Genomic DNA, 13,234 nt, shown 5'->3' with positions numbered 1-13,234 from the left:
CACTTCAGTTGACTGATCCGACGCCTTCGCGAGCAAGCCCGCTCCCACATTTGTTTTGTGCTGCTTTTAAGGCCTGCGTTGGCGTGTCAGATGCTTGAACCCTTCAAACACCAGTACTACCACCGCGAGCCAGATCGGGATGTAAGTCAGCCATTCACCGGGCTTGATGCTCTCGCCCAGCAACAGCGCCACACCGAGCAGCAACACCGGCTCAACGTAACTCAACAAACCAAACAGGCTGAACGGCAGCAAGCGGCTGGCAATGATGTACACCACCAGCGCCGACGCACTGATCAGGCCGAGCAAAGGAATCAGCCACGCCAGCGCCGGGTACTGATCGAACACACCGAAACCCTGTTCGCCGCCGCGCACAAACCAGTACGCCACCGGCAGCATCAGCGTCATGTCGACCCACAAACCGCCGAGGTTGTCGGTCTTGAGGTATTTGCGCAGCACGAAATACAACGGGTAACCGACAACTACGACCAGCGTCGCCCAGGAAAACCCGCCGACCTGATACAGCTCGTTCAACACGCCGAGGCTGGCAAAAAACACCGCGACTTTTTGCAGGTATGACAGGTTTTCGCCATAAGCGATGCGTCCGGTCAGCACCATGGCCAACGGCAACAGGAAATAACCCAGCGACACATCGAGGCTGTAGCCGTTGAGCGGCGCCCACATGAACAGCCACAACTGCATGCCCAGCAATGCAGACGACAGGATCAGGCCACCGATCAGCTTCGGCAGCGCAGGGATCCGGCGCAGCAGCTCCAGCGCCCGCCGCCATTCGCCGGACAACATCATGAACACGGTCATGCAGGGCACGGTCAGCAGCATCCGCCAACCGAAAATTTCCACGCCACTCAACGGAGTGAGCAACGAGGTGTAGTAATACATGACGGCAAACAGCGTCGAGGCTGTTACCGAAAGAGCGATACCTTTAGACAAACTGTCCTCGCGGGGGTGATGGTCAAACGGGGCGCGCAGGATACGTGGTTTTTGTGGTGAATATTGGTCGGAGTGGTCAATATTTTCTACATGAGTTCAAAAGCCCCTCATCGGAACGCCGCCCGCCTAACCCTCTCCCAGAGGGAGAGGGGACTGACCGAGGTGTCTCACGAGTTTCAGCGACGTGAAAGTCCGAGTCGATTACGGATTCAACACAACAGCTTCAGGCAAAAGCGTAGCTTCAATTTCCCCCAATCGGTTCCCTCTCCCCCGGGAGAGGGATAGGCGGGCGGCGTTCCGATGAGGGCAGCGATCTCACGCCGAACGCGGTTTACGCCCAGACACAAAATGGCTCACATCATTAAACCCCGGCGTAGATGCATGCCCCGGCGTCACCAGCGAGTCGATAAACGCCTCATCCTGCGCCGTGATCTTCACCGCTTGCGCCTTGGTGTACGCATCCCATTGTTCTTCCGTACGCGGCCCGACAATCGCCGACGTCACCGCGCCGTTGTTCAGCACCCAGGCAATCGCAAACTCGACAATCCCGACCCCGCGCTCTTTGGTGTAGTGCTGGATCTGCTGGGCAATGCGCAACGACTCCACGCGCCATTCAGTCTCCAGAATCCGTTTGTCCTGACGCCCGGCGCGGCTGTTGGCGTCCGGGGTCACGTCCGGTGCGTATTTGCCGCTGAGCACGCCACGGGCCAGCGGGCTGTAAGGCACCACGCCGAGGCCGTAGGTCTGGGCGGCGGTGATCTGCTCGGTTTCGGCCTGACGGTTGACGATGTTGTACAGCGGCTGGCTGATCACCGGGCGATCGACACCCAGTTTGTCCGCCACACGAATCACCTCGGCGATCCGCCAGCCGCGATAGTTCGACAGGCCCCAATAACGGATCTTGCCCTGGCGAATCAGATCGCCAATCGCCGAGATCGTCACTTCCAGCGGCGTGTTGTGGTCTTCGCGGTGCAGGTAATAGATGTCGAGGTAGTCGGTGCCGAGCCGTGTCAGGCTGGCTTCCAGACCATTGAAAATGTGCTTGCGGCTCAAGCCGCTGCGATTCGGCACGCCGTCCACCGGGCCGAATCCGACCTTGGTCGCCAGCACCCATTCGTGACGATGACGGGCGATGGCTTCGCCGACGATCTCTTCCGAGCGGCCGTTGGTGTAGACGTCAGCCGTGTCGATGAAGTTGATGCCCTGATCCCACGCCTTGTCGATGATGCGCAGCGAATCCTCTGCGCTGGTCTGCTCGCCGAACATCATCGTGCCGAGGGTGAGGGTGGACACCTGCAACCCCGAATGACCCAGTGTGCGATAGCTCATGCCGAAATCCTTTTGTCGGTGGGAAAGCTTCCATCAAATACCAGAAGCGCCCGGCGCGGCAAAGTGAATTTATCGGCGCAACGCCTCGCAGCGCTCGCGTAAAAACGCCTGCAACACCTTGACTCGTTCCGACACCTGCACCCGGTGCGGGCACAGCAGATTGAACGGCACGCTCTCGCCATGCCAGTCATCGAACAGCGTCACCAGTCGTCCGGCGCGTACGTCTTCGGCCACGTCGAGCCAGGCCTTGTAAGCGATGCCGTGCCCGGCGAGTGCCCAGCGGCGGGCGACTTCGCCGTCGTCGCTGAGGTAGTCGCCGCGTACTTCGACCTCGACCGTTTCGTCTTCGCGATGGAAACGCCAGGTGTTGTAAGGTCGGCCGTTGCGCAGATAGAGCAGGGCGCTGTGGTCGCTTAGTTCGGCAGGATTTTGCGGTGTGCCGTGACGCTCCAGATACGCAGGGCTGGCACAGGCCACGCGACGATGCTCGGACAGAATCGGCAACGCCACCAGCGTCGAATCACTCGGCACGCCAAAGCGCAACGCCACATCCACCGTCTCGCGAAACAGGTCCGCGTGTCGGTCGTTGAGCAGCAATTGCAGCTGAATGTGCGGGTGCTCGCGCTTGAAATCGTCCAGCCACGGCAACAGCACATTGCGCCCGAAGTCCGACGGCGCCGCCAGTTGCAGCACGCCGCTCAGGCCTTCGGTCTGCTGCTTCAGCGCTTGTTCGCCCTCGGCCAGTGTGGCCAGTGCCAGACGCACGCTTTCCAGATAGCGCCGGCCTTCTTCGGTCAGGCGCATGCTGCGGGTCGAGCGGGCGAAGAGGCGGATGCCGAGGCGGGTTTCCAGGCGTTTCAAGGCGATGCTGGCGGCGGCTGGCGTCAGCTCCAGCGCCCGGGCGGCGGCGGAAATGCTGCCGGAGTCGGCGGTGCGGACGAAGATCTCAAGATCCAGAATCGAGCTCATTGGTAAAAATCCTTTAAAGATCCTTCCGATTTACCGGGATTTTTCTGCGATTGGCAACGGGGGAAGATGCAATCTCCTCAAGCCCACCGGAGAACTCCCATGAAACCATTCGACAATCAGACTGTTGTGGTCATCGGCGGCAGCAGCGGCATTGGCGCCGCCGTCGCGTCGAATGCCGCGGAACGTGGCGCCCGTGTTTACTCGGTCGGGCGCCGTGCTGAAACGTCCGAAACTCACGAAGGTATCCGCCACGAGTCAGCCGATGTCACCGATGAGGCCTCGCTGCGTCAACTGTTCGAACGCATCGGCGCGTTCGATCATCTGGTGATGACCGCCGGGCCGAGCGTCAGCGCCAAGCCGTTGGCCGACAGCGATCTGCTCCAGGCGCAGCAGGCGTTCGATGTGAAATTCTGGGGCACTTTGCGCGCGATTCAAGCGGCGCTGCCGTACCTGAGCGAGCGGGGCAGCATCACCCTGACGTCGGGTTTGCTGTCGCGCAAATTCGTCGCAGGGCAATTCATCAAGACCACCCTGAATGCCGCGCTGGACGCTCTGGCCAAACAACTGGCGAAGGAGCTGGCGCCACGCCGGGTCAACGTGATCAGCCCCGGCGTGACCGACACCGAAGCCTACGCCGGCATGGATGAAAGCCAGCGCAGCGCGATGTTCGCCCGCACCTCGGCGGCGCTGCCGGTGGGCCGTGTCGGCACGCCGCAGGACCTGGCCGCCGCGTTTATGCTGGTCATGAAAAACGGCTTTATCAGCGGCAGCATCATCGATGTCGACGGAGGTGGATTGTTATGACCTGGCACTTCGATCACATGGCGTTCAACGCGCCGGACGGGCAACCGATTCAGGATGCTTTCAACGCACTGCTGGGATTGACGCCGGGGCGTCGACCGCCGTTTCCGTTTCCCGGGCGTTGGTTGTATCAGGATGGGCAGGCGCTGGTGCATGTGATTGAGCAAGCGGCGCTGGATGAGGCGGCGTTGAGTCATATCGCGTTTCGTACCGATGAAGACGCGGCGGTGGTTTTGAAGCGGGTGCAGGGCAGTGGGTTGCCGTATCAGGTGGCGCAGGTGCCGGAGGACGGAATCTGGCAGATTTTTGTGCAGATGCCGGGAGGCCTGGTGCTGGAACTGGATGCAAAAACGGGGATTTTGTGAGTGTTTAATCGTGGCGTTTAAAGGACACGTTCAGACACGCACCCCGGGCTACACAACCTTGCGCCGTTGCCTACGACTAAGCCAGAATCCGCCGGCTTGTGCGCTTATGGGCCGGGTTTTATCGTTGTTCCGTCGCTGAAAAGAACAGCGATCGGGTTTGGTAGCCCGGGTCTTTAAGTGCAGAGTGCTCCATTTTGTAGAGTCTTTTGTCTCTGTTTTATGGTGGTCATTCGCAGGGCACCTTCGGGTGCGCCGTTTCTCCTAAGGCCCGGTCTACCAACCTGCGTCTGGCCACCACCATCGTTTGGTAGCGAGTGTGGTGGCTCCAATAAGCGCCTTAGGAGTTTCACCATGATCAAACCAACACCCAACCCACCCGAAGCCGACACCACCTCGCCCTACGAAACCCTCGATTCAAAGAAATTCCACGAAGCCGCCGAACGCGCCCTCGATCATTACCTCAATCCGCTGCTCCCCCGAAAACCTTTGCTCAAACCCAACACCCGCTACCTCATCGCCCCCGGCATCCCGAGTGAAGAGCTACTGGCCGACGCCTGCGAAACCCTGACCTCGGCCAAAACCATGGCCAGCGATTTCGCCGGAATGCTCGATGCGCCGCAGCGGCATGTGCTGCTGGGCATTGGGCAACTGATCATGCTGGCGGAACTGGCGGTAAATCGGGTGCTGGATAATCTGGACACGGCGGCTGAAGCCCAGCCCTGACCGATCAAAGAGCAACAATAAAAAACGGCCCGAATCGGGCCGTTTTTGTGTACCTGCCAATAATCAGGCCCGCAACGTCCGCGTCATCCGCAACGCCAGCAGACTCCCGCCAACAATCACACCCGCCAGCAGGTACAACGCCGCATCCGTCGACCCGGTGCTGTCCTTGACCCAACCCACAAGGTAGGGGCTCAGGAACCCCGCCATCTGCCCCATCGAATTGATCAACGCCAACCCACCCGCCGCAGCGCCTGCACTCAGCATCGCCGTCGGCACGGGCCAGAACATCGGCAAACCGGTCAACGCGCCCATGGTCGCAATGGTCAGACCGAGAATCGCAATCGCCGGATTCGCCGCGAAGTTCACCGCGATCAGCAGACCAATCGCCCCCATCAACATTGGCACCACCAAATGCCAGCGACGCTCTTTACGCAAGTCCGCCGAACGACCCACCACCAGCATGAATACCGCCGCCAGCAGATACGGAATCGCACTCAACCAGCCAATCACCAGGTTGTCGCTGAAGCCGAGGTTCTTGATGATCGACGGCAGCCAGAAGTTGATCGCGTACACGCCGCTCTGGATGCAGAAGTAGATCAGGCCGAAGGCCCAGATGGCTGGGTTCTTGAACACCGCGATCAGTGAGTCGGAGGTGGTTTTAGGTTTGTTCGCCAGGTCTTCTGCCTGATCCGCTTCCAGCACCGAACGCTCATGCGGGGTCAGCCACTTGGCGTTGGCGAAGTTGTCGCTCAGCAGGAAATACGCCAGCGCGCCGAGGATCACGGTCGGAATACCTTGCAGCAGGAACATCCACTGCCAACCGGCCAAACCGCCCTGGCCCGCAGCGAAGTGATTGAGGATCCAGCCGGAAAACGGGCTGCCCAGCAGGCCGGACACCGGGATCGCCGACATGAACAGCGCCATGATCCGGCCACGGCGGAAGGTCGGGAACCACTGCGAGAGATAGAGCACAACGCCCGGGAAGAACCCGGCTTCGGCGGCACCGGTGAACAGGCGCAGGGTGTAGAACTCGGTCGGTGTGGTGACAAACAGCAGGCAAGTCGACAGCGTGCCCCAGGTGATCATCATCAGCGCGATCCAGCGCCGTGGGCCGAACTTGGTCAGCGCCAGGTTACTCGGTACGCCGCACAGCACGTAACCGATGAAGAAGATACCGGCCCCGAGGCCGTACACGGTTTCGCTGAATTTCAGCGCGTCGAGCATCTGCAGTTTGGCAAATCCAACGTTGACCCGGTCGAGGTAGTTGAACAGGTAGCAGATGAAGATGAAGGGGATCAAACGCAGCGTGATGCGTTTGTAGACGGCATTTTTATCGTCAGCGATGGTCTGGGCGGCAGCGGCGCTCTGCGACATGGCGGCTCTCTCTTTATTATGATTTTTTGCGATGCAAAGGGTAACGTTGATCGCCCTGAGAGTCTCGGTCACCTTTGGCCGGATTGTCTTTGTGCCTGAGCACAGGGTTTGCCGGCAGACCCTGTGCGGGTGAACAACCGTCCGCGCCTGTTTTCAAGGATTTCAGCCTTTATGTTCGAACTCGATCACGACCTCGCCCAGGACATCGTCGACCGGGCCATGGCCATTTTGCCGTACAACGTCAACGTCATGGACAGCCAGGGACTGATCCTCGGCAGCGGCGAGCCGGAGCGCATCAACACCCGTCACGAAGGTGCGCAATTGGTGCTGGCCAACGGGCGAGTGGTGGAGATCGACGCGCAGACGGCGGTGCATCTCAAAGGCGTGCAGCCGGGGATCAATCTGCCGCTGTTGCTCGATCAGCGCTTGATCGGTGTGCTCGGCATCACCGGCGAACCGGAGCAACTGCGCACTTACGCCGAACTGGTGCGCATGACGGCTGAAATGCTGGTCGGCCAGCGCAACCAGCAATCCGAGCAGCAATGGCGGCGGCAGCGTTGCGATGACTTGCTGGCGCTGCTGCTGAGCGAGGCGGGGGATTCGCCAAGGCTGGTCGACGAGGCCCAGCAACTGGGCCTCAAACCGCAACTGACGCGGGTGCCGTACCTGTTTGAGCTAGGACTGGAGCACGGGCCGGGGCAAACCGTCGAGGCGCTGAGTGCCTGGCTGATGTCGCGTTATCCTGACAGTTGGTGCGTGAGTTCGGCCAAGTCGTCGCTGCTGTGGTGTCGGCCGGCGAGTCAGAACGTCGAGCATGATCGCTTGCTGGAAAAACTCGATGGCCTGGGCTGGAACATCCTGCGCATTGCGGTCGGCGGGCAGGCCGATGGACTGGCCGGGTTGCGTCGTTGCTATCGACGGGTCGGCGATCTGCTCGCCTATGGCCGCGAAGTGTTGCCGCATTCTCGACTGCTGACCCTCAACCGCTATCGCCTGCCGGTGATGCTCTGGCGCCATCGCAACGATGATGCGCTGGACGAATTGCTCAAACCATTGCGCAAGGTGATCGCCAAGGACAGCAACGGCCAGTTGCTCGCGACCCTGCGCAGTTGGTGCGATCACGACGGGCAGAGTCAGGCCTGCGCCGATGCGTTGGGGATTCACCGCAACAGCCTGCGTTACCGGATGGAGCGGATCGCCGAGTTGAGCGGGGTCGATCCGTTGAAACTGGACGGGATGCTGGCGTTGTATCTGGGTGTGCAATTGCTGCCACAGACCGACGATTTGTCGAAATGAACAATAAACGCCTGCACGACTTGTGCAGCGGACAGGCGTCAACGTGCGAGGCGACTGGCAGCATGAGGGGCATTGGAACTGGAGAATTCGCATGAAAATCGTCATCGCCCCCGATTCGTTCAAGGACAGCCTGAGTGCCCAAGGCGTTGCAGAAGCCATTGCGCTGGGCCTGGCGCAGGTCTGGCCGCAGGCGACGCTGGTCAAGTGCCCGATGGCCGACGGTGGCGAAGGCACGGTGGAGTCGATTCTCGCTGCGTGTGAAGGCGAACTGCGCCGTACCCGCGTGCGCGGCCCGTTGGGCGCGGCGGTCGATGCGGCGTGGGGCTGGCTGCCGCACAACCACACCGCAATCATTGAAATGGCCGAGGCCAGCGGCTTGCAACTGGTGCCGCCGGGGCAGCGCGATGCCTGCATCAGCAGCACGTTCGGCACCGGTGAACTGATCCGTGCAGCGCTGGATGCCGGCGCACAGCGGGTCATTCTGGCCATCGGCGGCAGCGCCACCAATGACGGCGGCGCCGGCGCGATGCAGGCGTTGGGCGTGAAATTGCTGGATGCTCAAGGGCAATCGCTGGTGCCGGGCGGTCTGGCGCTGGCGCAACTTGCACGACTGGACTTGAGCGAATTCGACCCGCGTCTGGCGCAAGTGCGTTTCGACATCGCCGCCGACGTCAACAACCCGCTGTGTGGCCCTCACGGCGCCTCGGCGATTTTCGGCCCGCAGAAGGGCGCATCCCCTGCGCAAGTACAACAACTGGATCAGGCCCTCGGCCACTTCGCCGAACTCTGCGCGCAAGTGCTGGGCAAGGATGTTCGCGATGAGCCGGGCAGCGGTGCCGCGGGTGGATTGGGCTTTGCTGCCAAGGCATTTCTCGGCGCACGGTTCCAGGCCGGTGTCGAAGTCGTCGCGGAACTGGTCGGACTGGCCGAGGCCGTGAAGGGCGCACATCTGGTCATCACCGGCGAAGGACGCTTCGATGCCCAGACCCTGCGCGGCAAAACCCCGTTCGGCGTCGCGCGGATCGCCAAGCAGCACGGCGTGCCGGTGATTGTCATTGCCGGCACGCTGGGCGAGGGTTATCAGGCACTCTACGAGCACGGTATCGACGCAGCATTCGCCGTCACCAGCGGCCCGATGACGCTGGAACAAGCCTGCGCCGAGGCGCCACGCCTGCTGCGCGAACGTGCCACAGACATTGCTCGCGTATGGCGTGTGGCAACTGCGGGCTGACCTGTCACCCATCATCTAAAACGTCGGGTGTTTCAATAGCGAAACACTCGCAATAATTAGAAAAATATTTGCTCTTTACCTGCAAAATCCCTCAAGCCTGGCCGATACAGAGATCAGGCGCGCACAAGACTTCCTGAAACAGTGACGCCGGACTGAAGCCCGCACAAGGGCCAGTGAAAGGGCATGGACGCTAGTAGTTTCAACTATCCGAGAGTCCTCCTATGTCCTTGCGTAATCTGAATATCGCGCCCCGTGCCTTCCTCGGTTTTGCCTTTATTGCCCTGCTGGTGATCGTGCTCGGCGTGTTCGCCGTCAACCGCATGTCGATCATCCGTCAGGCGTCCGTCGAGATGCAGACCAATCAGTTGCCCAGCGTCACTTATCTTGGTGTGATGACGGAGAACGTATTGCGTCTGCGGATTCTATCGTTCCGGGTTCTGGTCAACCGTGAAGCTGCAGGCCTGCAGGAAGCACAGACTCGCATCGGCGTGCTGGTGGACAAAGTGCGCAGCGCCCAGGCCGCTTACGCCGCGTTGCCCGCTGAGAGTGAAGAGCGTGCGCAATATCAGGCCTTCGCGACGACGCTGGACAACTATCTGCAAGCCCAGAACCAAATGATGGATTTGTCGCGTCAGGACAAGCTCGAAGAGATGCGCGCCCTGATCAACACGAAGATCAAGGACGGCACGGACCAGATGGGAGAGCAGCTCAACAAACTCATTGCGATCAATGCCGCTGGTGCTAAAGACGCTTCTATTCAGGCCGGTGAGCATTACGACGGTGCCATTACCGGCATCGTCATCGTGGCCGTCATCGCAGCAGTGGCCACGGTATTGCTGGCCTGGCTGCTGACTCGCAGCATCGTCACCCCGCTGAACCGCGCCGTCGCTGCGGCACAGACCATCGCCGGCGGCAACCTGACCAAAGTCATCGAAATCGACGGCAAGGACGAACCGGCGCGTCTGCTCGAAGCCCTGTCTGCCATGCAGGCCAACCTGCGCAAGACCATCGAGCAGATTGCCGGCTCCGCCACGCAACTGGGCGCCGCCGCCGAAGAACTCAACGCCGTGACCGAAGAAGCCTCCCGTGGCCTGCAACAGCAGAACAACGAAATCGAACAGGCCGCCACCGCCGTCAACGAAATGACCGCCGCGGTGGAAGAGGTGGCACGCAACGCGGTGTCGACCTCCGAAGCCTCGAACCAGTCGACCCACGCCGCCCGCGAAGGTCGCGATCAGGTGGTGAAAACCGTTGATGCGATCCAGACCATGACCCACGACGTACAAAACACCGCGCAGATGATCGAAGGCCTGGCCGCTCAGGGTCGCGACATCGGCAAGGTGCTGGACGTGATCCGCGCCATCGCCGAACAGACCAACCTGCTGGCACTCAACGCTGCCATCGAAGCGGCCCGGGCCGGTGAAGCCGGGCGTGGTTTCGCCGTGGTAGCGGACGAGGTTCGCGCCCTGGCCCATCGCACCGCGCAATCGACCCAGGAAATCGAAAAAATGGTCGCCGGCATCCAGAACGGCACCGGCGAAGCGGTCGAGTCGATGCAGCAGAGCAACCAACGCACCCAGACCACCCTGGAAATGGCCCGCGCTGCCGGCGTCGCGCTGGAGCAGATCACCCAATCGATTCACCAGATCAACGAGCGCAACCTGGTGATCGCCAGCGCTTCGGAAGAGCAGGCGCAGGTGTCCCGCGAGGTCGACCGCAACCTGGTCAACATCCGCGACCTGGCCACGCAATCGGCCGCCGGGGCCAACCAGACCAGCGCCGCGACCCACGAACTGTCGCGCCTGGCGGTGGATTTGAATGCGATGGTGGCGCGGTTTGTGATTTGACCTAGGGTGTAGGCTGGAGACCGCGCAATCAGGAGACGTACATGCGCTATTCAGCCTTGACCCAACGAATCGCCGGGGAGGGAGCAGCGGCCTGGCGGATTCACGACCGAGCGCTGGAACTGCGCGCCGAAGGGGTCGATGTGTTGCTGCTGTCGGTGGGTGATCCGGATTTCGACACGCCGCTGCCGATCATCCACGGCGCCATCGACAGCCTGTTGGCGGGCGATACGCATTATTCCGAAGTGCGCGGCCGGCGGGAGCTGCGCACGTTGATCGCTGAGCGCCATCGACGCAACAGCGGCCAGGATGTCGATGCCGAGCATGTGATCGTGTTGCCCGGCGCACAATGCGCGGTGTATTCGGTGGCGCAATGCCTGCTTGATCCGGGCGATGAAGTGATCGTCGCCGAACCGATGTATGTGACTTATGAAGGTGTATTCGGTGCCTGTGGCGCAACCGTGGTGCCTGTTCCGGTTCGCCCTGAGAACGGTTTTCGCGTCGACCCGGTGGATGTCGCGGCGCGGATCACTCCGAAGACTCGGGCCATGTTGCTCAACAGCCCCAACAATCCTTCCGGCGCCAGTCTGTCGTTGCTGATCTGGCAGGCGCTGGCGGCGCTGTGCATTCGTCATGACTTGTGGCTGATCAGTGACGAGGTTTACAGCGAATTGTTATACGAAGGCGAGCACGTCAGCCCGGCGAGCCTGCCGGGCATGGCCGAGCGCACCGCGACCGTCAACAGCCTGTCAAAGTCCCACGCGATGACCGGTTGGCGGATCGGCTGGATGATCGGGCCCAAACCGTTGGCCGAGCATTTGGTGAATCTGTCGTTGAGCATGCTGTTCGGTCTGCCGGATTTCGTGCAGAAAGCGGCGCAGGTAGCGCTGGAGACAGACCTGCCGGAAGTGACGCAGATGCGCGAGGAATACCGGTTGCGTCGGGATCTGGTGTGCGAGCGGTTGCGCGGCTGTCCGGGGTTGTACCCGATCAAGCCGGATGGCGGGATGTTCGTGATGGTCGATGTGCGCCAGACCGGGATCGGGGCGCAGGATTTTGCAGAACGATTGCTGGAGGGGTATGGGGTTTCGGTGCTGGCCGGTGAAGCGTTCGGGCCCAGTGCGGCGGGGCATATTCGCATCGGGCTGGTGGTGGATCGGGTGAAGCTGGCGGATGCGTGTTCGCGGATTGCGCTGTGCGCTGCGCAGCTTTTGCAAGTGCGCAGCGCCTGAAGGTTCTGTGTTGTCTTTAATGGCCCCTTCGCGAGCAGGCTCGCTCCCACAGTGTACTGCGGTGTACACAAGACCTGTGGGAGCGAGCCTGCTCGCGAAGGGCCGGTACAAGCGCTGAAAGTTTCAGCTCTGCCAAGCTGATGAGTTCACCAGATTCACCGGCTTCTTCCCAGTTAACGCCGCCAACAGATTCTCCACCGCACACCGCGCCATCGCTTCGCGCGTTTCATGGGTCGCCGAACCCATGTGCGGCGTTGCCACCACATTATTCAGTTGCAACAACGGCGAGTCATGATTCAACGGCTCGCGCTCGAACACATCCAGCCCCGCCGCGCGAATCCGGTTATGGCGCAAGGTATCGATCAGCGCGGCCTCATCCACCACTTTGCCCCGTGAAATATTGATGAAGATGCTTTCCGGGCGCATCAACGCAAACTGTTCGGCGCCAATCAAACCTTCAGTCTGCGCCGTCAGCGGCAATGTCAGACAGATGAAATCCGCCTGCTGCAGCAAGTCTTCAAGGCTGCGGTACTGCGCATCGAAGCGTGCCTCGACCGCCGGTTTGCGCGACTGGCTGTGATAGATCACCGGCATCCCGAACCCGAAATGTCCACGCTGCGCCAACGCCTCGCCAATCCGCCCCATACCGATGATGCCCAGGGTCTTGCCGTGCACATCGGTGCCGAAATGCGCCGGGCCGATGCTGCGGTGCCAGTGACCGCCGCGCACCATGTTCGCCAGTTCCACCACTCGCCGGGCGGTGGCCAGGATCAGCGCGAAACCGGTGTCGGCAGTGGTTTCGGTGAGCACATCCGGGGTGTTGGTCAGCAGAATTCTGCGTCGGGTCAGGTAGTCGATGTCGTAGTTGTCGACGCCCACCGAGACGCTGGAAATCGCTTCGAGCTGCGGTGCCAGATCAAGCAATGCCGCATCCAGTTTCAGGCTCGCGCCGAGCAATCCGTGGGCGCCGGGCAGGGCGTCACGCAGTTTCATCAGGCCGTCGGCGTCGAGGCTGTCGATCAGCGTCACGTCGACCTGTTCCTCAAGGCGCGCCATCAGCGCCGCCGACAGTTTTTTGTACAGCACAACCTGCTTTTTCATCGCAGTCATCTCTCTATCAAT

General features: G+C 61.2%; 12 protein-coding genes. 7 read left to right on the top strand and 5 right to left on the bottom strand.

The annotated features are described in order from the left end of the window. Positions 1–66: 66 nt before the first annotated feature. The 3 genes from rarD to ACSPX5_RS10145 all read right to left on the bottom strand — a co-directional run bounded on the left by rarD (position 67) and on the right by ACSPX5_RS10145 (position 3,246). Positions 67–948, bottom strand: coding sequence for an EamA family transporter RarD (gene rarD / locus ACSPX5_RS10155; protein WP_439821604.1), 882 nt, complete (start codon positions 946–948; stop codon positions 67–69). A gap of 315 nt (positions 949–1,263) precedes the next feature. After that, positions 1,264–2,277, bottom strand: a complete 1,014-nt coding sequence (locus ACSPX5_RS10150) for an aldo/keto reductase (protein WP_207865759.1) — start codon at positions 2,275–2,277, stop codon at positions 1,264–1,266. 69 nt (positions 2,278–2,346) lie between these two features. After that, positions 2,347–3,246 carry a LysR family transcriptional regulator gene (locus ACSPX5_RS10145; RefSeq protein ID WP_439821603.1) on the bottom strand — a complete coding sequence of 300 codons (900 nt, stop codon included), beginning with the start codon at positions 3,244–3,246 and terminating at the stop codon, positions 2,347–2,349. 99 nt (positions 3,247–3,345) lie between these two features. Between ACSPX5_RS10145 and ACSPX5_RS10140 the strand changes: the two genes are divergently transcribed. The 3 genes from ACSPX5_RS10140 to ACSPX5_RS10130 all read left to right on the top strand — a co-directional run bounded on the left by ACSPX5_RS10140 (position 3,346) and on the right by ACSPX5_RS10130 (position 5,135). Continuing rightward, complete coding sequence (locus tag ACSPX5_RS10140) at positions 3,346–4,050, top strand: SDR family oxidoreductase (RefSeq protein ID WP_169430532.1); 705 nt, start codon at positions 3,346–3,348, stop codon at positions 4,048–4,050. Beyond that, complete coding sequence (locus ACSPX5_RS10135) at positions 4,047–4,412, top strand: hypothetical protein (RefSeq protein ID WP_323160525.1); 366 nt, start codon at positions 4,047–4,049, stop codon at positions 4,410–4,412. Before ACSPX5_RS10140 ends, ACSPX5_RS10135 begins: the two co-directional genes overlap by 4 nt. 351 nt (positions 4,413–4,763) lie before the next feature. Beyond that, positions 4,764–5,135, top strand: coding sequence for a DUF6124 family protein (locus ACSPX5_RS10130; RefSeq protein ID WP_323160524.1), 372 nt, complete (start codon positions 4,764–4,766; stop codon positions 5,133–5,135). 63 nt (positions 5,136–5,198) lie between these two features. Here the strand turns inward: ACSPX5_RS10130 and ACSPX5_RS10125 are convergent, their stop codons facing one another. Continuing rightward, a complete protein-coding gene (locus tag ACSPX5_RS10125) occupies positions 5,199–6,509 on the bottom strand; it encodes an MFS transporter (RefSeq protein WP_323160523.1) in 1,311 nt (436 codons plus the stop codon). A 171-nt stretch (positions 6,510–6,680) separates the two neighbouring features. On the opposite strand from ACSPX5_RS10125, the gene ACSPX5_RS10120 reads away from it, so the two are divergent. The 4 genes from ACSPX5_RS10120 (at position 6,681) to ACSPX5_RS10105 (ending at position 12,112) form a co-directional block, all read left to right on the top strand. Next, entirely contained in the window at positions 6,681–7,805 is a 1,125-nt protein-coding gene (locus ACSPX5_RS10120) for a sugar diacid recognition domain-containing protein (protein ID WP_323160522.1), read from the top strand. A gap of 91 nt (positions 7,806–7,896) precedes the next feature. Continuing rightward, positions 7,897–9,036: a glycerate kinase gene (locus ACSPX5_RS10115; RefSeq protein ID WP_323160521.1), complete on the top strand. Its 1,140-nt coding sequence runs from the start codon at positions 7,897–7,899 to the stop codon at positions 9,034–9,036. 221 nt (positions 9,037–9,257) lie between these two features. Further along, a complete protein-coding gene (locus ACSPX5_RS10110; protein WP_169430526.1) occupies positions 9,258–10,883 on the top strand; it encodes a methyl-accepting chemotaxis protein in 1,626 nt (541 codons plus the stop codon). A gap of 41 nt (positions 10,884–10,924) precedes the next feature. Continuing rightward, positions 10,925–12,112 (top strand): pyridoxal phosphate-dependent aminotransferase, encoded by a 1,188-nt coding sequence (locus ACSPX5_RS10105; RefSeq protein ID WP_323160520.1) that lies wholly within the window; start codon positions 10,925–10,927, stop codon positions 12,110–12,112. A gap of 123 nt (positions 12,113–12,235) precedes the next feature. On the opposite strand, the gene ACSPX5_RS10100 is transcribed toward ACSPX5_RS10105, so the two are convergent. Continuing rightward, a complete protein-coding gene (locus ACSPX5_RS10100; RefSeq protein ID WP_323160519.1) occupies positions 12,236–13,213 on the bottom strand; it encodes a 2-hydroxyacid dehydrogenase in 978 nt (325 codons plus the stop codon). Positions 13,214–13,234: the final 21 nt, after the last annotated feature.

Origin of the sequence: Pseudomonas sp. HLG18 (assembly GCF_051903985.1) — a bacterium.
Classification (GTDB): Bacteria; Pseudomonadota; Gammaproteobacteria; order Pseudomonadales; family Pseudomonadaceae; genus Aquipseudomonas; species Aquipseudomonas fluorescens_BT.
This window is presented reverse-complemented; position numbering and strand designations above follow the sequence as displayed.